At 29.5% G+C, this 22,459-nt stretch carries 19 protein-coding genes and 2 pseudogenes; 4 read left to right on the forward strand and 17 right to left on the reverse strand.

The features are described from left to right. Positions 1-589: 589 nt before the first annotated feature. From PZA12_RS16550 to hydF, 13 genes and pseudogenes are all read right to left on the reverse strand, one after another. Positions 590-2,047, reverse strand: coding sequence for an MDR family MFS transporter (locus tag PZA12_RS16550; RefSeq protein WP_103699231.1), 1,458 nt, complete (start codon positions 2,045-2,047; stop codon positions 590-592). Continuing rightward, positions 2,044-2,937: a TetR/AcrR family transcriptional regulator gene (locus tag PZA12_RS16555; protein ID WP_103699232.1), complete on the reverse strand. Its 894-nt coding sequence runs from the start codon at positions 2,935-2,937 to the stop codon at positions 2,044-2,046. Before PZA12_RS16555 ends, PZA12_RS16550 begins: the two co-directional genes overlap by 4 nt. Before the next feature lie 680 nt (positions 2,938-3,617). Beyond that, positions 3,618-4,505, reverse strand: coding sequence for an alpha/beta fold hydrolase (locus tag PZA12_RS16560; protein WP_103699233.1), 888 nt, complete (start codon positions 4,503-4,505; stop codon positions 3,618-3,620). A gap of 266 nt (positions 4,506-4,771) precedes the next feature. After that, positions 4,772-5,378: pseudogene (locus tag PZA12_RS24975) on the reverse strand (lactate utilization protein). Between the two features lie 341 nt (positions 5,379-5,719). Further along, a complete protein-coding gene (locus PZA12_RS16575; protein ID WP_077839792.1) occupies positions 5,720-5,950 on the reverse strand; it encodes a hypothetical protein in 231 nt (76 codons plus the stop codon). A gap of 200 nt (positions 5,951-6,150) precedes the next feature. After that, a complete protein-coding gene (locus PZA12_RS16580) occupies positions 6,151-6,816 on the reverse strand; it encodes a Type 1 glutamine amidotransferase-like domain-containing protein (protein ID WP_103699276.1) in 666 nt (221 codons plus the stop codon). Positions 6,817-7,413: 597 nt separating this feature from the next. Continuing rightward, complete coding sequence (locus tag PZA12_RS16585; protein WP_103699277.1) at positions 7,414-8,409, reverse strand: hypothetical protein; 996 nt, start codon at positions 8,407-8,409, stop codon at positions 7,414-7,416. Between the two features lie 587 nt (positions 8,410-8,996). Further along, positions 8,997-9,290, reverse strand: coding sequence for a hypothetical protein (locus PZA12_RS16590; RefSeq protein WP_103699278.1), 294 nt, complete (start codon positions 9,288-9,290; stop codon positions 8,997-8,999). A gap of 276 nt (positions 9,291-9,566) precedes the next feature. Beyond that, positions 9,567-10,025, reverse strand: a complete 459-nt coding sequence (locus PZA12_RS16595) for a cupin domain-containing protein (RefSeq protein ID WP_103699279.1) — start codon at positions 10,023-10,025, stop codon at positions 9,567-9,569. Between the two features lie 142 nt (positions 10,026-10,167). After that, positions 10,168-10,782: a hypothetical protein gene (locus tag PZA12_RS16600; protein ID WP_245160064.1), complete on the reverse strand. Its 615-nt coding sequence runs from the start codon at positions 10,780-10,782 to the stop codon at positions 10,168-10,170. Between the two features lie 94 nt (positions 10,783-10,876). Next, positions 10,877-11,010, reverse strand: a pseudogene (locus PZA12_RS16605) (IS1595 family transposase); the annotation flags it as partial. A 245-nt stretch (positions 11,011-11,255) separates the two neighbouring features. Then, the gene (locus PZA12_RS16610) at positions 11,256-11,873 is read right to left on the reverse strand and encodes a DUF3267 domain-containing protein (protein ID WP_103699281.1); all 618 of its coding nucleotides are present in this window, start codon (positions 11,871-11,873) and stop codon (positions 11,256-11,258) included. A 370-nt stretch (positions 11,874-12,243) separates the two neighbouring features. Beyond that, positions 12,244-13,482 (reverse strand): [FeFe] hydrogenase H-cluster maturation GTPase HydF, encoded by a 1,239-nt coding sequence (hydF, locus tag PZA12_RS16615; protein WP_023973830.1) that lies wholly within the window; start codon positions 13,480-13,482, stop codon positions 12,244-12,246. A 287-nt stretch (positions 13,483-13,769) separates the two neighbouring features. Between hydF and PZA12_RS16620 the strand changes: the two genes are divergently transcribed. Together PZA12_RS16620 and PZA12_RS16625 are read left to right on the forward strand one after the other, a co-directional pair. Beyond that, positions 13,770-14,006: a DUF2164 domain-containing protein gene (locus tag PZA12_RS16620; protein ID WP_103699282.1), complete on the forward strand. Its 237-nt coding sequence runs from the start codon at positions 13,770-13,772 to the stop codon at positions 14,004-14,006. Positions 14,007-14,018: 12 nt separating this feature from the next. Beyond that, positions 14,019-15,416 (forward strand): aspartate ammonia-lyase, encoded by a 1,398-nt coding sequence (locus tag PZA12_RS16625; RefSeq protein WP_103699283.1) that lies wholly within the window; start codon positions 14,019-14,021, stop codon positions 15,414-15,416. Between the two features lie 365 nt (positions 15,417-15,781). Here the strand turns inward: PZA12_RS16625 and PZA12_RS16630 are convergent, their stop codons facing one another. After that, on the reverse strand, positions 15,782-17,338 hold the full coding sequence (locus PZA12_RS16630) for a peptidoglycan-binding domain-containing protein (protein ID WP_173708272.1): 1,557 nt from the start codon (positions 17,336-17,338) through the stop codon (positions 15,782-15,784). Positions 17,339-17,672: 334 nt separating this feature from the next. On the opposite strand from PZA12_RS16630, the gene PZA12_RS16635 reads away from it, so the two are divergent. After that, the gene (locus tag PZA12_RS16635) at positions 17,673-18,248 is read left to right on the forward strand and encodes a class I SAM-dependent methyltransferase (protein ID WP_103699284.1); all 576 of its coding nucleotides are present in this window, start codon (positions 17,673-17,675) and stop codon (positions 18,246-18,248) included. A 1,207-nt stretch (positions 18,249-19,455) separates the two neighbouring features. On the opposite strand, the gene PZA12_RS16640 is transcribed toward PZA12_RS16635, so the two are convergent. Then, positions 19,456-19,620, reverse strand: coding sequence for a Spo0E family sporulation regulatory protein-aspartic acid phosphatase (locus tag PZA12_RS16640; RefSeq protein WP_077841109.1), 165 nt, complete (start codon positions 19,618-19,620; stop codon positions 19,456-19,458). A 580-nt stretch (positions 19,621-20,200) separates the two neighbouring features. Between PZA12_RS16640 and PZA12_RS16645 the strand changes: the two genes are divergently transcribed. Next, positions 20,201-20,365, forward strand: coding sequence for a hypothetical protein (locus PZA12_RS16645; protein ID WP_155715526.1), 165 nt, complete (start codon positions 20,201-20,203; stop codon positions 20,363-20,365). A gap of 365 nt (positions 20,366-20,730) precedes the next feature. On the opposite strand, the gene PZA12_RS16650 is transcribed toward PZA12_RS16645, so the two are convergent. Both PZA12_RS16650 and PZA12_RS16655 read right to left on the reverse strand, forming a co-directional pair. Next, positions 20,731-21,423, reverse strand: coding sequence for an MBL fold metallo-hydrolase (locus tag PZA12_RS16650; RefSeq protein WP_103699372.1), 693 nt, complete (start codon positions 21,421-21,423; stop codon positions 20,731-20,733). Positions 21,424-21,578: 155 nt separating this feature from the next. Continuing rightward, positions 21,579-22,289, reverse strand: coding sequence for a DedA family protein (locus PZA12_RS16655; protein ID WP_103699371.1), 711 nt, complete (start codon positions 22,287-22,289; stop codon positions 21,579-21,581). Between the last annotated feature and the right edge of the window lie 170 nt (positions 22,290-22,459).

Consider the following 22,459-nt stretch of genomic DNA (forward strand, 5'->3'; position numbering starts at 1 on the left):
AAAACCAACTGATGCCCCCCTTCAACTACGTTTATCAGTAGAAGTGAGAGCTCCTGCAAAAGATCATCTGAAATTTGTGTTATTTCCGTAATTTCAAAATTTTTATTCATAATCAATCTCCCTTTTAGTTTTTTAATTATTCTATACCCATATTATATAGATATAAAGCAAAACTTACCATATCATTGTCACATGGTAAGTTTGAATTAAATTGGGCAAGTTATGTACTAGGGATATCTGCATTAGGCCTGGAAATAGGATATTTATATATCTATAGAAGTGGCTGGAATATAGCCGTTGCTCCTCTTTTTGTAAGCATAATTTCAACAATAATATTAATTGTTGTTGGTATTTTCTGCATTCCAAAATTCAATTGTTACCTTTTTTTCATGATCTACATATCCAATTACTGGCGAGATAGGAATTTGTTCCTCAGTTCTCTTGTAATAAATAGTTAGTCACATCATCAATTGAGGTTCCTAACCCAATACCTTTACTTGTCTTCATATTTCTGTTTGTTTCAGAGTTAATAATAACTCTAATAATTTGTCTCTGTTTTATAAATTATTATCATCTATTTAAGAAAAATTTATATAGCTTCTTCACATTCTTCATATTCTTCAATATCTGATTTAATACTATTTTCTTTTTTACTGTCATCTTTTACATATAAAATTGTTCCTATAAGTGCAACTGACATTAAAATTGCAGCTATTTCAAAAGATACATCCATTCCATGAATACTCGCAGCTTTTGGTGAGGCTGCGTTACTTATCTTAGCTGCATTTGTCATAAGAGTAATAAGTATTGCAGAACCAATAGCTCCTGATACCTGACGCAATGTATTACTAATTGCAGTGCCATGTGCAATATATTCTTTCCCAAGTGAATTAATCCCCCATGTTGTAAGTGGAGATAAAATACAAACCAAGCCTATCATTCTCAAACAAAACATAATTGAAACATAAATTAATGATGTATTTTCACCTAAATATGAAAAAGCGAATGTTCCTGTGCAAAACAAAAACATACCTAATATACATACAACACGTGGCCCATATTTATCAAGAATTCTTCCAGTTACAGGGCTTAATATAGCAAATAAAAAAGAACCAGGAAGCATTACAAGTCCAGAAATAACTGCAGAATATCCACGTAAAGATTGAACATAAATAGAAAGTAAAATTGTAGCTGACATCATACCTGCATAAGCAATACAAATTAGTATAGTACTAACTGTAAAATCTCTGCTTTTAAATACTTTCAATTCTAATAAAGGATTTTCTATCTTAACTTGTCTTAAAACAAAAACAATAAGAGATACTGTTCCAACTACTAATGGAATATAAGTAATAGGGTTTTCCCATCCATAACTTCCTTGATTACTTACACCAGTTAGTATTCCTCCAAATCCTAAAGTAGATAAAATAATAGATATAAAATCTAGCTTGCTATCTTTCTTTATTTCTCCAACATTTCTTAATAAGAACATTGCTACTACAATATCCAAAATAGAAATACTAGAAACCATATAAAACAGACTTCTCCATCCCAAAAAATCTATTACAAATCCAGAAAATGTAGGCCCAATTGCTGTACCAAATCCCAAGGTAAGCATATATATCCCCATAGCTGCTCCTCTGCTTTCTTTGGGATATACATTTATTATAACGACTTGTACCAATTGTACCAAAATTCCAGCTCCTATTGCTTGAATAATACGTGAAATTATCATAACACTAATATTTTGAGCGCATATAGAAACAATACATCCTATTAAAAAAAGCACCATAGCTGAAATATATAATTTTCTTGTAGTAATTTTATTTACTAAAAATGCAGTAGTTGGAATAACTATCCCTAAAATTAGTAAATAAACTGTAGTTAACCACTGTGCAATACTGGCATCAACATTAAAATCTTTCATCATAGTTGGCAGTGCAGAAGTTAATACAGTCTGATTAAGTGAAGTTAAGAACGCTCCTACTATTACAATAGCTACAATTATAATTCTTTCTCTCTTACCTATATTATCTATTTTATTCATTCAACATCATCCCCTAGTTTATTTTTTAAGTTATTCAGTATAGAAACTTCTGCTTTTAATGCTTTTTCCTTCTCTAAAAATGAAAGCAATGCATCCATCATCAAAGAATCGTATAATCCCGCTTTAGCTTCTTGCTCTAACTTATTCGTTGCTTCTATAAGCTTGTTTTGTCTAACAAGAGCAGCATCTTTTTGTATAAGTTCTTTTAATTTTTTTATTGTTTCAAGAAAAAGTGCTTTTTCAGATGAGTATAAATTATCATCTACATTATCCTCTAAACAATAAATAACAGATTTATCAATCATAGGCTTTATACCCTTTAGCTTTTCAATTGTTATATCAATCATTCGTATAACATAATCTCCAACAAAATCTGGTTCAAATTTTTCATTTTTTATGCGCATGATTAAAACAAACTCATGTATTAAACTATCCATTAAAAATATGAGTTCCCACACAATGGATTTTATTTCTTCTCCATATACAATAATTAAACTCTTGCAATACTCATCTAATATTACATTTTTTTTCATCTTTTTTAATTTGCTTATTGACTTAGATTTATCTTCTGAAAAATTTTCTATTATTTCTCTGTTAAGATGACTGTCATAAAGTATATATTCCCATATAAGAATTATCTTCTTTTTTAATCTTTCTTTATCATCAATTTCAAGATTATTATCAATAGCTTTTGCACTACTTAGAAGCTTTTTACTAGAATATGAAAAAATTTCTTTAGCTAAATCTTCCTTTGTTGAAAAGTATTTATAAAAAGTTGCTTTTGATATCTTGCATACTTTTACAATCTCATCTATTGAGGTAGATTGAAGTCCTTTCCTATTAAAATATTCTTGTGCTACGTCCATAATCAATTTTTGTTTCTCATCCATATTAATCACCCTTCAAAACTTGTCAGTACCACGAAGTACCATAAAGTACTATTAAGTATAACTCTTTCTTTAATATAAATCAAGTTACTATTGTCACCCTAGGTCTATTTTCCTCAAAACGCAAAAAATCCTCGACAATATTTATTATTATTGTCGAGGATATGCTTGCTGTTAGCGAGCTTCGTCGAACAAACAACTGAAGTAACAATAGTATATTATAATTAACCTTAAAATATACTATTGTTACTTCAGAATAACTTACTATTACATTTTATTTTAGTATGACGTATTAAAAAAATCACAATACATGTCTGCATAACACGAAATTTCAATACTATTATTTACTTTTAACAATTTATTCAACTTTCTTAAACTACACATTTAAGAATTTTCTCAAAGCTATAATACTCCCTATCACCCCCATAAATGTTCCAACTATTGCAAATGGCCAAAACATTGAATTTGTTATAAATGCAGGTTGTACAAGAATTAATTCTGGAATAAACTCAAATGCTTTGGTGTAATATAAAACTGTTTATTTTTTTGATTTTGCCTTAGTTATTGTTTATAATTAAGCACTTACTATGATTTGGCTTTCACTTACACCAGAATTAACTAAAAGTTGCTTAGTTGCTTCACTGCTTACATAATAAACATGGTTGCATCTTTTCTAATTAATGTTAATGAGACGTGTCATTTACTAGATTAGCAATAGCTTCAACTATGCATTTCCACGTTCCTTTAGGCATATCATGTCCCATTCCTTCAATCAAAAGTAATTTAGCATTAGGTATTGTACGTGCTGTATCTTTTCCTGCTTCAACAGGAAACAATGGATCTGCAGTTCCATGAATCACCAGTGTTGGAACTGTTAATAATGAAAGGTGTTGTCTTCTATCTCCATTAGCAACCAACGCCGCATTTTGGCGTACAGCTCCTTGTGGATAATAAGAACGATCATAGCTTTCTTCAGTATATCGTATTGCACGTTCTTCTTCAAAAGGAAACCCTTTGCTCCAAAGATTTCTCCACATACTTAAAGTATAATCAATGTATGCATCTCGTCCATTTGGTGGCGTTGCTGTAACAATCTTCAATGTTTCCGGTGATATTTGTGGATTGTTTGGATTACCTGTAGATGACATAATGGAAATTAAACTATATATACGTGAAGGGTGTTTATAAGCAAAAACCTGAGCAATCATGCCTCCCATAGAAGCACCACAGATGTGAGCCTTCTTTATATTGAGCGCATCTAATAAGCCAGCCACATCATCAGCCATATCTTCCAATGTATAGGCGACGTTAATTGGTTTTCCCTCTTGCACTGACTTGTATATTATTTCCATACCAGGAATACCCAACCCATCGAATTTTGTAGACAATCCCGCATCGCGATTATCAAATCTTATAACTTGTAAATTTTCCTTTGCAAGCATTTCACAAAAATCTGGTTCCCAAAAATTTAGCTGAGCACCATTTCCTGCAATAAGTACTATAGTAGGATTTGTCTTCTCCCCAAAAATTTCATATTCAATTTGTATTCCATTTGCATTTATGCGTGCCATCGCATACATCTCCCTTTTGTATTTTTATTATTAATATAATACTATAAAACGTCTTTTTATCAATTTGTAAATAAACGATCATTATTTAGCATTAATTCACTATTACGTTTTATAGTAGTATTACACATTGAAAATATAATAAATTCAATCTCTTAAATAATAAGATTTCACAATTTAATATTTATTTTTTTAATTCATAATTTAAGAAAAATGCGAGCTAACTAAACGATAAATTGAAATTCAAAAATTCATTCATATATTTCTATCTAATATCCAAGCTTTTCATGAATTAAAACAACTTCATATTCACATCCTGTAGGTTTTCGATATAATACAGAAAAATTTCTACATATTCTCTGTGGGCTTTTACAGTCGTAACATTTATCCCCTTTTACCGCACATGGAGTTTTTACTCCTAAACGTTTTGCATTAAGAGGTGCTGCTATATTTCTTGCTCTGTCTAAAGCATCCTCATAATTTGAAGCTATTTTATTTTCACCAATAATTAAATAAACTTTATCATGTCCAAAACTGATTGCAGATACACGATTTCCAGTATTATCAATATTAATAATTTCTCCTGTTTCGGCAATTCCATTTACTGATGAAGATATAAATATCTGTAAGGTTTGCTTTCTTTCTTATGTCCATAGCACTCATGTTTTCAGGTAATCGCATATGCCAGTACACCTCATTATGAGATACTAGGGCATCATATAATTTCATTTCCTCTACTGTAACTGAGCCTCCTATTCCAATAGTTCTATTGCTCATTTGGTTAGACAAATACTTTGTTGCTTCATCTGCATGACTAAATTCACTTACATTGTACCCTAAGCATTCGAGGCTATTTTTAAGTTTTGTAAATTCCATAACTATGTCGCTCCTATTCATACTAAAATATTCTTGTGCTTCTCATAAACAAATACCTATTTATTTATTATTTAAATAGGTATCATTACATCTCAATAATCTACTATTCTGCATTAATATAGATTCATATGAACTAATATTATTATAGCATATTTTGTAAAAACATTATCTAAATTGAGTGCTACGCACTTTAATAGAATTCCGCATTAAAAAAATCGTAAATCCAATCTTGAATAATACGATTTTACGATTTGCTATTTATTTTTATTAATTCATAATTTTATGAAGATTGTGTATTAAACAAAAATAGTATTACATATTCTTTAGTAGCGTTACTTATGTTAATATTTTACAATTACAAATATTAACATAAGTATTGATATAACTAATCCTATGATTCCGACCATACGATTATATTTTATTACCTCGTCACTTGGTTCAAGGTTTTCATTTTTAAATTGCCACTTCTTACCAAATAATGCACTTTCTCTTGGGTAAAATATTGTATATAACATCACACATGCAATTGGTATAAAAAGAATTACTGCAATAAATATAGTAGCAAATTTCATCTCTATCCCCCATTTTCATTTTCAATTTATTCCATCATTTTACACACCTTTTAGTTTTTTTGCTCTATAACATTTCTGTTTTAGTTACTTCAACTATTTTACTATTATGAATCAATTATAGCATATTTTGTAAAATCTACATTGTTCAATTTTCAAAGAACATTTTTATAATTTACTACGTCAAATCTACATATTGTGTATTACTGCTTGCTAAATGTTTTAATATTCCCTAATAAGGTTATTTTTTCATTATCAATAATTATTCCACCAGCATTTGTGATTGCGTATACTTTCTCTCTTTTTTCTTCCAATACCTTATTAATGTATTTATTCTGAATTTCAGTTTCTTTATAGTGAACTTCAATATCAAAATCCTTAATCAAATTTAGTCCTGTATTGTATGTAAATATTTTATAATCTTCATCTGGAGTAATGTGATATTCTGATATTTGAATCATTGCTCCTGCACTACTGCCAATAATGATACCTGTAAAATTTTCAATATCATCAATAAGATTAAATTCTTTAAGGCGTAACATCATTTTATCTGGCAGACCACCAGTAAAAAATATTATGTTAGCATTTTTTATTTTAACTTTCGCATTTTCCTCTGTATCTTTAAAATAATTTATCCAATTTATATTTTCTTCTTTAATTCCGTGATTTAAAAATGGAGCAACAATACTTTCATAATATCTACCATTATTCTTACTATAGGCATTCTCCCAATCATTATCACTACTTATATTTTCGCCAAATGAAAATGGTATTATTAAAACTTTATCATTAGAATTTATATATTTCGATACTATATCTTTTGCCCAACTTTCATGAAAGTTATATAAACTAAACAACATATTTACCATAAATATCCCCCTTATTAATTCAAAACAATTACTACTATGTTTTATACTAGTATGCCGAACTATTCCTAACTAAACTTTTCATGCCATTGCTTTTTAATTGGTTTAAAATTCTTTTTTGAAAGTTCAGTATTACCTTTTTCTATATAATTTTTCTTGCATCGATTCCCATAGAGCGATTAAATCTTTCATCCAAGTAATACAATTGAGCACACTTGCTACACTTATATGCTTTCATAATTTAATCCCCTTTGTTTTAGAATTGCGCATAAAAAAATATCGTAAATCTATTCTTAGTTTTATGAATAGTACGATACTCTAATTTACTATTAAATTTTCAGATATAATAACATATATAAGTAACTCTACGAATTGGAATTTATCTCTTCTTACCTTTTTTATTGTTAGCAACAAAAATGCATAAAAAAGTAGCACCTATCGCAATCCAAAGGGCAATATTCATTTAAATCCTCCTCTCAAATTACTATTCCTCTTTTAGTATTATAGCATATTTTGTAAATATCACACCATTCAATTTTCAAAGAACATTTTCATAATCTACTAAGTTAAATCTACATGTAATGCATTAACTATTTTTATCTAATCTACAATCCCATATCCTATTATTTTATGATTATCCATTCCTATAAACACAAAAATATTATTAGGAACATAATTAACATCTAATATAAATTCAACACAATATGCATCCTTTCCCCAATAAGACTCATCAGTAAGTCTAACTCCTCCTGTTATAGTTTTTATAGAAATTTTGCTATCTTTCCATGTTCCTTTTACTTTCTTTTGGGTTTCTGAATCTAATTGATTAAATGCAATTTCTCTAATATCTTGTTCTGATGAACTTATATCACTACATTCTTTAATTCCTGCAAACTGTTCTCCCAAAATGCTCTTTAAATCAGAAATGATTTTCTCATTCTTTCCAATATACTGAACAATAATATTTCCCTTTTTAAAGAAGTGAGGATATGAACTCCAACTAGCACTTTTTGATTTTTCTTCCCCCCATGGTTCAGTAATTGTATATCCAAATCCATCTTTATCAATATTTAGTGAATCCTTTTCCATTTCTCTATTGCTATTATATATATATACGACTAATTGCTCATTATCCAACGTTATTATTTTTCTTGTAGTTGGTAAGAAATCTTCATCTGCATCCTTCATTTCTAATTTATATCCGTTTAATTTCAAAATGCTCGTGAAATCATCAATAGTCGTGATTTTTCCACCACTTTCTGAATTTGATGTATTACTTTGCTCAGCTTGAATCCATGCGCCATCAAAACCTATGTTATATCCATCAATTGTTGTATTTTGGGCCATAGCACCACTAGCAGATAAATAATACCACTTATCTCCATATTGCAGCCATCCTGTTTTCATATATCCGTTGTTATCAAAGTAGTACCACTTTCCGTCAATCTCTTTCCAACCTATTGACCATGAACTACCATCTGTATTCCACCATCCATTAGAATCCTGTTTCCATTCTGCATTTGCGACTATTTTATTTAATGTAAGTATCGAAGTTACTGCTAATGAAGTCGCTATTATTTTACTTAAATTTTTCATTTCCACTTACCTCAATTTCATTTTTTATTTATACATAATAATTTACTATTATGTATTAGATTATAGTGTTACACAACACTTATTATAACATTACTTACAAAATATTACACACACTATGCGTGTATCGCTCTCTATTTTTAGGCCTTTTATTCTAATGTAGAAGGTAACACATTACACTGAACTATAATTTTTTAGCTTTTATTATTCCTTTATTTTTATAAAATACTTTAAACCATTTGAATCACTTAATATAATTACTAATATATTTAGTTGCAGTACACATATATGCTCTGATATCATCTAAAATTTTGTGCCTCCAACAAAGTGATTTAGACATTCTAATATCAACTATCATGCCAAAATAAAAATACCAACTTTTCTTAAATTGAAATGTTGGTATTTTTATTTTGGCTGTGTTTTAATATTATGTTGAAATATAGTTTGAAAAAATTATAGCTTAGATTGTCCACCTATAATACTTAATATAAGAACATTGTGTCTTATGTCTAAATCATTCAAAAAAACATTGCAACTTCTAGATGATCATGCAATATTTCAATTTAGTCTTTACTTGTATTAATTGTTACTCATTGCCTATTACGATTTAGTTTTGCTGGCAATGCCCAAACAAAAAGAGCTGTGGCAGGTCCAAAAACAAAAAAGCCATCAATCAAAAATCTGTATTCTCTTGCAATATTTAAACCATCTACGACTAAAGAACCAACAATACTAAATAAAAAAGCAATTATAACCAAACAAACTCTTCTGCTTATTTTACCACGTATAAATTTTTCTATATTTACTTTTAAACAGATATTAAAACATATTAAAAAGGATATTACATATGTTGCAAGTGCTAAAAAATAATAATAACTTTTCATAAAAATAATCTTCCTCTCAATAAATAAAATAAATTAATAACATCTCATCCTAATTATAACATTTTTCCCAAATACTAAAATCTACGTTTTTTACTTACTACCTCATAATTTACTATCACGTTTTATTTTAGCATTGGGTAACAAAAAAATATCACAAATTCATACTGAATAATGTGATATTTCAATCTACTATTTATTTTTCCTATGTATACTGAAAGAAAACTGTGAATTAACTCAATCACACATTATTCTCGTTCATAGAACTATATTCCTAAATTACTTATTTGGCTCAGAATCCCATCCATTTAACTTACTATTTCCATTAAAAATAAGTTTCTGCTCACTTAAATAATATACATCTTCATCTGGATAATATGCCATATCGCCTTCTTCTTTAGTACCAACATCCAATATTTCCAATGTTTCATTCCCGGTATTTATGAATTGATGTGCTATATTTTTTCCTGCAGTTTTAGCAATAAAGTCTCCCTTTTTTATTAAATATTCTTTACCATCCATCCTCAGAGTTCCACATCCACTAATAATCATAAAAAATTCTTCTTGTTTTGTGTGGCTGTGATATTTAGCGCTTTTAGCTCCTGGTAATATTCTGTCAATATTTATATAAATTTTCTCACTACCAGCTGCTTTACCCAAATATGAAGTATTAGCTTTTCCTAGAAAATCTATTGTGTATTCATTAGGCAAATTATTAAGGTTTAATATATTAACCATAATTCAAAACATCTCCTTTACTTTTAATATATTTAATATGATATTATTATCCTTGAAATATTATATCAAATCTAGCTTTATTTTCTTTAAAAACATCTTTTTTCACTTACTACCACGTCAAATCTACAGATTATATATGATGTTATTCCATGGAAGTAATATCATATCTTATTTCTACTACTTTATCTTCTGCATTCCAAAATTCAATTGTTACTTTTTTCTCATGATCTACATATCCAATTACTGGCGAGCTAGGCATTTGTTCCTCAGTCCTTTTATAATAGTTAGTCCCATAAGCATTAATCACATCATCGACTGAGCTCCCTAACCTAATACCTTTACTTGTCTTCATATTACTGTTGGTTTCACTGTTAATAATAACTCTAATAATTTGTCTCTGTTTATTTGTAGCAATTTCTAAACCATCACTTAGTTTATAGTAGTTAAATAGTGCATTATCAATTTTTTCAAGATTTGTCCCGTATTTTTGTATAAATTCCTTACTATCAATACTCTCATACATTTGAATGCCATCTATATTTTCTTGGCCAAGAGTCGTTGTTTTGGTAAACATAAAGCTGCTTGACCTTTGGAAATATTTATAAGCACCAAATATAATACAGCAAATTAAGAGTAAAATAGTAATAATAATTTTAAATATCTTCTTTATTGAGAATTTTTTCTTTATAAATCCTAAAGTAAGAACTGTGGATGTTAACAAAAATATACTTATTATAATTCCGATAATACTCAACATTGATTCTCCTTATTATTACATATTTGCACTTGTTCATTAGATTATAGTGCTACACAACACTTATTACAACACCACTCGCAAAATATCACATATCCTATACATTCATTGGCTCTCTATTTTTAAGTCTTTTATTCTGCTATATGACTGTGCTAAATTGCTTTGAACTATAAAGCTTTTAGCCTTTATTATCTCTCTATCTGTATCAAATATTTTAATCCATTTGAACCACATACCAACACCCATATACGCTTCTGATATCATCTAAAATTTTGTGCCTCCAACAAAGTGATTTAGACATTCTAATATCAACTATCATGCAAAAATAAAAATACCAACTTTTCTTAAACTGAAATATTGGTATCTTTATTTTGGCTGCGTTTTAATGTGATTTTGAAGTATAGCCTGAAAAAATTATAAGTGAGATTGTCCACCTATAAAACTCAATGTAGGAATATTACGTTCATAATCCTAAATTACTTAAAATATGTTTCAAATCCATTATTAACAATATATGAACCCTTTGGAACTTGAATTGCTACTAAACATATATTCAGACAGTCAACACATGAACCCATTGCATTTAATAAACACAGAAATATAGTGAATCCATTTAACCATCCGAAAAAATTCAGAATAAAAGGTAATACAACTGACAGCAAAATGAAAGGCATAATAGAAATAATTAAAAATCTGCTCTTTTTGACTTTTTCAGTAGTGTAAACAAATCCGAAAAAGCCATTTATCCCCCAATATATTTGACTTGATTTAAATACATTAGGTATAAAACAAGCATGAAGAAATTCATGTATAGTCATAAAGATGAAAATTGCAACAACGTATATAAGAGTAAATAAATTTACTGTGAAATTAATACTAAAGCCATGCCCACTACTGCTAAAAATTTCTTTCAATTGTGGATATAAATAATAGTAAATAGCAATAGATATAATCCCATTTATAAGCATAAAAGGCACTGATAGTAACATTGCTATCCCAAAATTAGAGGGCTCTTTTAGTTTTGTCCATCCCTCTGATATTAGCTTAATACTAACTTCCTTATCTGCAGAAGGTATTTTCTTTAAATATCTCATTAATTAAAATCCTTTCATCAAAACATAATTGATTTTTATTGCATAATCCTTTTTTAGTCAAGTTACTGCATAAAGCTAGATTTATATAAAAAAATATACTTCAACTAAAAAGTAGAACCATTTTTATGCAGCAGGCATTTGAAAATGAGCTGTTAAAAGTTATTAATTGTAGATTGTTCCACTAACGCTTGTGAAGTGATAGTCCAAAATTTTCTTTTGGGTTCTTGAACTTCCTAAGCGAATGTAATGAGTCGAGCTTCCCTAGGAAATTGGGAGCAAGCATTAGTGATGCAACCTGCAATTTAGTACTTTCAGCAAAATTTTCATAGTCCTGCAAAATAACAATGTTTCTACTTTTAATAAGTTTTATTTAATTAAAATCTCCATCATATATTGCTTTTGCCATTGGGAAAGGTTCAAGTGCTCTTTCTAGAATTCCTTGAACGTATCCTATTAATACTCCATAATTTACGATTGGGATTTCATATTTAACTGCATTACCAATTCTTGAAAGCATAGCAGCTCTATTTAACATGCATCCTCCACAATGAATGATAAGTTTGTATTTCTTAACATCATCAGTAAAGGAATTTCCAGAAGAATATTCAAAATTAATTTGTTTCCCTGTCATTTGACGTACCCATCTTGGTATTTTAACTGTTCCAATATCGTCACATTGTCTGTGATGAGTGCATCCTTCTGAGATTAATACATAATCACCATCTTCTAAACTTTCTACTGCTTTAGCTCCTTTTACAAGCTCCATAAGATCTCCCTTATATCTTGCTTGCAATATTGAAAATGATGTAAGCATAATATCTTTAGGCGTATCTGCTGATGCCTTTAAGAAAACTTGTGAATCTGTTATAACAAGTTTAGGTTTTTTCTTTAAATTTTCAAGAGTTTCTCTTAGCTCATGCTCTTTTGTTACAATAGCTATAGCATCACTTTCAATTATGTCTCTTATTGTTTGCTGCTGAGGAAGGATTAATCTTCCTTTAGGTGCTGCCTTATCAATAGGTGTAACAAGAACAACTAAGTCTCCTGGGCTTATAAGGTCTCCAACTAATTTAAATTTATCTTCATTATCTGGTATTACACTTATAATTTTTTGCTTAAGCTCATCTATTCCATTTTTATTTAATGCAGAAACTGAAACAACAGTAGTTCCAATTGTCTTTTCTATCTCAGCTAATTCTTCTTTTTCTATGCTTTTCTTATCTGCCTTATTAAAAATACAAATTGTAGGTATCTTCTTTTCCTTTATTTGATCTATTATTGATCTATCATTTTCAGTAACTCCAACAGTAGCATCTACCACTACTAATGCAACATCTGTTTTTGATAAAACTTCAATAGTTTTCTTTTTTCTTGACTCACCTAATTCACTTTCATCGTCAAGTCCTGCTGTATCAATAATCATACAAGGTCCTATCGGAAGAATTTCTATAGCTTTATAAACAGGGTCTGTAGTTGTCCCCTTAACATCAGAAACAATTGAAATTTCTTGATTTGTAAGTGCATTTATAATACTTGATTTTCCAGCGTTTGTCATACCAAATAGAGCAATATGTACTCTTTCTCCAGACGGTGTTGTATTTAAACTCATATTATTTCTCCTTTGAATTAATTTTAATTACTCAAAAATATTTTTTTAAGTTGCCTATTCTATTATAATATAAAATATAAATATATACATTGCAAAATAATTCTTTATTTAAGGCACAATCAAAAAAATAATGGATCAGTATGTTTGTAGATTTCGCGTCATACTGTGCTAATAAATTTAGCTAATGGACTTGTTATGAACTTAATTTACTTTTTTGACTTATGCTAAATATTCAGCGCATTTTTTAAACTATTATTTTAGTTCATGTGCCTAATGCGGAGGTTAAGATGAAAGATAAAGATAAAATTAAATTAACTAAAGAAAAACGTGAAGATATGATTTCTTCAATAAAAGAATATTTTTATAATGAGAGAGGAGAAGAATTAGGCGATTTAGCGTCAAGCCAGATATTAAACTTTATCATAGATGAATTAGCATTAGAATTTTATAATCAAGGCGTCTATGATTCTTATAAATACATGACTAGAAGTATTGATGATTTATTATCAGTACAAAAATATTAAGGAGTGTTCATTTTGGATTATAGATTAGAACAAGATGTATTAGGTGAAAGAAATATTGATAATTCTACATATAGTGGGATAAATACAGCAAGAGCTTTGGAGAATTTTGATTTAAACAGCAAAAGTATAAATTTAAATTTAATACGAGAAATTGCACTTATAAAAAAAGCTGCTGCTATGACAAATAAAACATTAAAGTTTCTTGAACCCGAAAAAGCCGATGCAATAATAAAAGCAAGCGAAGAAGTTATAGACGGAAAATTTGATGATGAATTTAAACTAAGTGCATTTCAAGGTGGAGCTGGTACATCTACTAACATGAATGTAAATGAAGTTATCGCTAACAGAGCTATTGAATTGTTAGGTGGAGTTAAAGGAGACTACAATTTAGTTCATCCTCTTAACCATGTTAATATGTCCCAATCAACTAATGATGTTTACCCTTCTGCCCTTAGAATTGCGGCAATTAGATTGATAAGAAAATTAAGTGATTCTTTATCAAGTTTGCAAGAAGCTCTTCAAATTAAGGAGAATGAATTTTCAGATATAATAAAGCTTGGAAGAACTCAGTTAATGGATGCACTTCCAATGACTGCTGGGCAAAGCTTTGGAGCATATTCTAAAGCTATCGAAAGAGATAGATGGAGAATATACAAAGTGGAAGAAAGATTAAGACAGATAAACCTTGGTGGCACTGCTATAGGTACAGGTTTAAATGCTACAAATAAATATGTATTTATGATGACAGATATTATCCAAAACCTTACTGGTCTTGGAATAGCAAGGTCTGATTACCCTATGGACATTACACAAAACTGTGATATATTCGTAGAAACTTCTGGACTTTTAAAATCGTGCAGCGTAAATCTTCTTAAGATTTCAAATGATTTGAGGCTCCTTAATTCTGGCCCTCGTGGTGGAATAGGAGAAGTAATTCTTCCTAAGATGCAGGCAGGCTCAACAATTATGCCAGGAAAAGTTAATCCTGTTATCCCAGAGATGGTTGCTCAAGTAAGCTTAAGAGTTATTTCTAATGACAGCGCCATAACTATGGCAAGTTCTATGGGACAATTAGAACTAAACGCTTTTACTCCACTTATAGCAGAATGTCTACTTGAATCCCTAGAACTTCTTGAAAGAAGCGTCACACTTTTTAAAGATAAATGCATAAATGACCTAAAAATGGATGAGGATAGATGTTTAGAAAACCTAGAAAATTCCTTAGTTTCCGCAACATCCTTAGTTCCTCACCTAGGTTATGATAAAGCCAGCTTAATATCAAAAAAAGCCTTAGCAACTGGAAAGACCATAAGAGAGATTCTTCTAGAAGAACAAATATTACCTGAAGATATCATTGATAAAATATTATCTCCAACTGAATTAATAAGAACCCATATCCCAGGAAAATAAAACAAATTATAGATATCCAACTTAAAAATTCGACTTACTAAGCGAATATATTTACAAAGCTGCTACGTATTTAAGTTCGTATCTTCACTAGAAATCATAAATATATTTGTGTAGAAAACATTTGAAAATGAGCTGTTAAAGGTTCTTAGCTGTAGGTTGTTCCATTTTAGCTTGTCAAACTGAAAGTTGGAGCATGCTAAAGTGGATACAACCTGCTGCTTAGAACCTTCAGCGATATTTTCATAGCTTTTCGGAATCAAAATATTTATGATTTCGGTAAGTTACCACTTAAATTTAATTTTAAAGTTAGATATATAGATGTGCCCTTTAAAGTATATTTTTACTCTAAAGGGCACACTTTTATTTTAATAATAAAATCTTGGAATATTCCTTTCATCATCAAATCCAGGTATAACCGGTGGTCTAAATTCATTCTTTCTAAAGCTTCTGCTTGATTCAGTTGTATTAAGCTCTGCAAGTTTTGTTACTCCAACATAAATATCTGATATCCTATACCATGTTGCATAATCCACTACTCCTGTTTGAGGTAATGTAAATATTTGTTGAAATGTTTTAACTGCTGCAGCTGTCTTTGGTCCATATTTTCCATCTTCAGCTATCTTAGGAATGAGCGGATAATTTCTTGCTATTCTGTTTAACTGACCTTGAATTGCTCTTACAGCTGGTCCAGATGACCCAAGTGTTAATTCTCTTCCTGGGTATGACATTGGTATTCCTGCAACCTTCTCAGCTGTTGTTAATTCAATATTATTGCCATAGTAACGCGTTAATATATCATATGGTCCAAGACCTTGGCGTGATAATTCCTGACTTCCCCATTGACTTAACCAGTTAGGGCAAGTAACGCTCTTTCCATCGCAATATTGTGCAAAAAGTGGCTGCTTCTTTCCAACTCTTCTTATATATGTTGAGAAAATTTCATCTACAATTTCACTTATGTTATCATAAATATTTCTACCATAATTAAATGCTTGATCATAAGCTGTAGAACTTGTAATATCGAAATTTTTTCCCTTACCTCTATACCATTCAGTAAAGATTCTGTTTAATGTGAATGATACAATACAAAAAACATTCGCTCTTATGGCTGATTCTGTCCAAGTTGAATATATTTCGCATGAAGCAACATTTTTAATATAATCTTTAAATGGCACCTTATAATTTGGTGCTGATGGATCATTTGGACCACCTTGATGAACAATGACAAATTCAGGAACTACAGGCTGTGGTAATACAACCCCTGAAGTTGGCGGTGGTAATGGCTTATCTTCTGCCTCTGGTATCTTAGGAGGAAAATTTCCATTCAAAGTATTTGGCAGTATTTCTATAACTTCTTGTCTCATAGGGCCTCTGCCTAAATTAGTTTCTAAATTACATATCTGATATGCAATTTCTGTAGGAAATACTTGGCATCCTCTTATTATTATAGGATTAAACCCTTCCCTCTCAACAGTTATATCGTATAAACTGTAAGGTATTTGATTACTATTAGGATTTAAGGAATATTCCAATGGTGGTGCTGGTAGTTCTATAATATCAGTTAATCCAACTACATTAGTAATTAACTCAATAGTTCTGTCATTACCTAAAGTAGATTGTCCTCTTACTGTTATTCTAGCTCTATCTACTGGAATATAATCGTTTCCTCTGAAACATTGTATCTTCAAGCCACCTATTTTGGGTGTAGCACTTCCAGTGCTTGGTGTTGTTCCAGTATTTGCTGGGGCATTTCCTGTAATGTTTCCTGCACCTAATGTAGCACCTCCAGTACTTGGTGTTGTGACATTCCCATTAGCACTTCCTGTAGCGCCTCCTGCACTTAAAGTGGCACCTCCAGCTGTATTTGGTATCATATTTTCGCCAGTACTACCTGTAACATTTCCACTACTTATATTCTCCATAACATTCCTCTTTCTATTTTTTCAAGATATTATATTTAACAAATGCAATATTTATTACTAAAAACTATAATTATGGTTAATAATTATTTACTGAAAGTGCATAATATTTATGTACTCTTAATATCTTTTTATGTGAAACCTTTAATGCAGAATTTTATATTCCAGATTAATTTAATTGAACTTATATAGGACACGAAGGCTATGAATAAATGAAACTTTCTTCAAGACAAAACGGTAGTGTTGGTAGAAAAACCATACAAAATATCCAATGAATCTTTGGTCCATTATTATCTTTCATATGCCTGAAACAAATTTTAGGAGGTGTATTTTTAATATGATGACACACAAACTAGATGCAAAAGACACGCTCAAGATAGAAAATGAAAAGAGAAGAAAAATATTGCCACCTGAACAGACACTTATTAATCTTGATCTGCAGACTGGAGATGTAATGGCTGATATAGGCTGCGGCATTGGATATTTTACTATTCCCGCCTCTAAAATTGTAGGGAAAAACGGTAAGATATTAGCACTTGATATATCAGATGAAATGCTGCAAGATGTTGAAGAAAAAATAATTGAAAATGATATATCGAATGTTGAGACTATTTTAACAGAAGAAAATTACTTAAAATTAGAAAGCAATTCAGTCACATTTGCTTTTGCAAGTAATATAATTCATGAAGTCGAAGAAAAAGAGAGATTTTTAAATGAAATAAAAAGAATAATATGCCCAGAAGGGAAAATTGCTATACTTGAATGGGAAAAGATTGATAGTGATTTTGGACCGCCTATTGAACGTAGATTAGACAGGATGGATTTAATAAAACTATTAGATGAACTTAATTTTTCAACCATATCAACTATAGATATTGGCGAAGACTTCTACGGAATAATCGCCCAAAAATAAATCAATTTCTATTGATATCCAACTTTAAAACTACATTTATGTGATATCTTACCGAAATCATAAATATTTTGATTCCGAAAAGCTATGAAAATATCGCTGAAGGTTCTAAGCCGCAGGTTGTATCCACTTTAGCATGCTCCAACATTCCTAGGGAAGCTCGACTCATTACATTCGCTGAGGAAGTTCGAGAACCCAAAATAAAATTTTGGACTCTCACTTCACATGCTGAAATGGAACAACCATTAGCGGAAACTCGACTCACGTTCGTTCGCTGAGTAAGCGATTCTCACCAAATCAAAGATTTGGGTTCTCTGCTTAAGAACCTTTAGCAGCTCATTTTCAAATGTTTTCTCCACAAATATATTTATGATTTCTAGTGAAGATATAAACTTTTGTTCCAGTTTCTAGGTAATTCTTATGGGTGATTCTAAGGCTATAAAGTTCCACCCAAGATGCTGGCCTCAAAGGCTAGCTCTCACAGGGAAATTTCTGCTTACCAAATGTAAAATTTGAAGCATCACTTTTCGATTCTCACTTTTTGAACTAGCACATTTGGAATAGTTCAAAGGAAACTCGACTCACTTCGTTCACTGAGTAATTTCAATTGACCAAATCATAGATTTGGAATTTCAATTAAGAATCACCCCCATCAAAATTACCAATGAAACATTCCATATTATGACCCTTGTGGTTACAAAAGTATATCACTCATTTCTGATTGAAGAATATTTCATAGTCCAAGTATAGTTTATGATTGTCTTATATATATATTTTTATAGATATCTAAACCAAGAAATTGACATATAAACAAGCTAACTCATGTAAATCGAAGAACTAATCAAATGCATAAGTAAAATTATTAAATTGTGTCTATATGGATAAACAATTTAAGAACTTCATTTATACTTTACAATAAATACAATACTAGAAAGCAGAAACATTTTTATGCAGCAGGCATTGAAAATAAGCTGTTAAAAGCTCTTAATTGTAGGTTGTTCCATTAATGCTTGTCACAATGAAATTGGGAGCAAGCATTAATGGTGAAACCTGCAATTTAGCGCTTTCAGCGAAATTTTCATAGTCCTGTGAAATAACAATGTTTCTACTTTCGGTGGATTATATCATAAATCTAAATTTAACGTTGTTTATCTATATCACAAAAAAAGAGCTCCTCTTTAAAGAACTCTTTTTTATCTAGATCTCTAATCTAGCTTAATTGAATTAAATGGCTATACTCGTCCAAAATAGAATCTAATCGGTCGCTTGCAACAATTACCTCAGGATCGAACAAATCAACTTTTTCCTTTATTATATTTAGCAGGTTTTGTTCCATCTCATAAATTTCACTATCTATTTTGTTTATAGAATCCATAATTAATTCTCCTTTATTTATTAATATATTTAAGAAGTCTTTCTATTTTATCAGATAAACCAGTAGGTTATATTGCCAAAGTTGTTGCATAAGGAGGGTTTGCTTGTATTTTCTACTGGTTTATTTTAATTTTTTTTGACACTAATATATTAACCGTAAATGGCACTTATACTCTTTAAAAATATTAGAAAAAATAGTATTAATATAACATGTTGCCTACGTTTAGCCAGTTTTTAATATAATATGAAAAAGAAAATCTAGCTTATATCTTAAAAATAACTGATTATAAGTACCCATTAATAAATTCAAGCAATATATCCTAAAAACCTCTATTTTTACTAATTATAACTTGAATATATATTACAATGTTTCATAAACTACTCTTGATACGAGATTCAAACTTATTAAATTGCACCCCCGGCCGTTATTCTTCTCTTTTACCAGCCCCTTATTAATTAAGGGGCTATTTTTATTAAATTATATATTTTAAATTATAGAATTGTTGTACCTAATTTTGAATATTTTATTCATTTGAGGGCAAGCTATTTTCATATTAATTTTTGTGAAAAGGAGAATTTTAATGAACAAAATGCTATTTCAAACTCGTAGAGAAAGAATTATATCATTTATTAAACTACTAAATAAAGATCTTGATTTAAGTTTTACTGAAAAGGAAATCGAAGATGATACTTTCACAGATATGCCTAAAAAGAATAATGTTATCCCATTTAAAAGAGTTGAGTAACTTTGATTAAACACTTAATTGTAAATAAACATCTCAATATAGATTCCAAATAATATAGTTCATTATCTAGAAAAGTATTTGGTTTATATTACGTGATAGTTTAAGATAGACTTTATGACTAAAACTTCTATAACTTTTAGAACTTATAACTTATATATTACAATTGAGATTCTACGTTTTGTCTTAATTGAGCTTTGGCTTACTAAAGTTTTAAATGTAGGCTTATAATCGCAACATATATAATGTATCTATATTTATTGAAGTAGTCCAAGATATCTAAGTATAATAAGCAAAAAAGAGTGCCAATTGTTGTTTGTTATATGCTAAAAAACTTAACAACATAATACTCACTCTTTTTTAATTTATTAAAGAAATATTTTATTACGATAATCTTCTGAACATTTCATTTCCTTTAATCGTTCTATCACCGAACTGTCTCCCCAAAAATGCATTGGAAACACTTTATCTGTATCAGTGTTTTTCATGAAATAATCAAATCCTAAGTAAAATTCTTCTCCTTGTCTAGGGTCTAAAACTACAAATGCAGCATCAAAATGTCTATTCTTGATTTTATTAATTTCTTCTTCAAATCGTTCTCTTGCACTTTCATTATCCTTTTGATCTCTTCCATTCCACCACCATAGATTTAGATCTCCTGCATGATAGATTGTTTTATCTTCTGCTGTTACAATAAATGCTACGCCCTCATCTGTGGAATTTAAGGTCTCTATTTTCAAACCTGATATTTCAAGAGTTTTATTAATATCTATAAATTCTATTTTTTCATAAATATCATCATCAACACCATGAGTATTAAAAAATTTTCTACCAAATTTCTTCTTGATATCTTTTGAAAAAATGTACACAACATTTGGATATTTATTTAATAACTGAAAAATATCTATATTAAAATGGTCATGGTGATTATGACTTGAAAACACGTATATTGTCTTTTCTGGATCAAAATCTGGAAGCTGACCTTTAAAATAATCAAATATTAAAACCACTTTATCAAGTTCAACTGAAAAACAGCTATGTTCAACATATGTAATATTCATTTGCATCATCCTTTTTTATAAATTTCATCTCATGCTCTACATCCACAAGAGTAATCTTCACCAATTTAACTTAAATAATAAATTCTTTAAGACAGCAAAATCACTGGCGAATATATTTTATTTTTTACTCTCTATCAAACCTTAACTTACTAATCTTAACTAAATTCTATCATAACAACTATAAATATAAAAAACAAAACTGCTAATCCAGTAACCAATACCTTTGCTTTAAGCATTGAATAAAGTATTTTGCAAAACTCTTCTTTTAGAAATTTAGAAAATACACTTATTTTTTCTTTGTAGCTTATATAAAGAAGTATCAGTAATATAGCGATTAAAACTGCTATTAATAGATACCATTTTGATATTTCATTATATTTATTCCAGTTTGCTCCAAGAACCCTTCCCAATGATATAAATGTAGTAGTCCATATTAATGCGCCTAAATATGCACTAACTGAAAACTTTTTATATGATACCTTAGTCATACCAGAAAAGTAGCCTGTAATATGCCTTATTCCTGGAATAAAATATGCTACAATCAACAATATACCACCATATTTTTGATACCATGTTGAAATCTTATCCATCCTATTTTTATTTAGATGAATATAGCATCCATATTTCTCAATTAATTTTATTTCTAATGCCCTGCCAATGAAATATGATATAGTAATACCTATTATAGCCCCACTTGTAGCCACTATAATACTGAGCAGGTAACTCATTTTATTCATATAAACAACATATCCACAATAAGTCATTAGTGCTTCACCAGGCAAAGGAAATGCTATTAATTCTAACACTAAACTTATAAGCACTGCTATATATCCGTAATGATTAAACAATTCTATAACATGATCCAATACTCTCACTTCCACGGCTTAATAATTTTCTGCATACTTCCTTAACAAATAAATCTTATGCTAATTATCTATATTTTATAAAGCGTTGCAAGCAAATATGATTTATTGGAATTAACGCATTTATTATATTACTAATTATAACCTCTTTTCATTTATTTTGCATAGTTTAT

Source organism: Clostridium beijerinckii, assembly GCF_036699995.1.
GTDB classification, from domain to species: Bacteria; Bacillota; Clostridia; order Clostridiales; family Clostridiaceae; genus Clostridium; species Clostridium helianthi.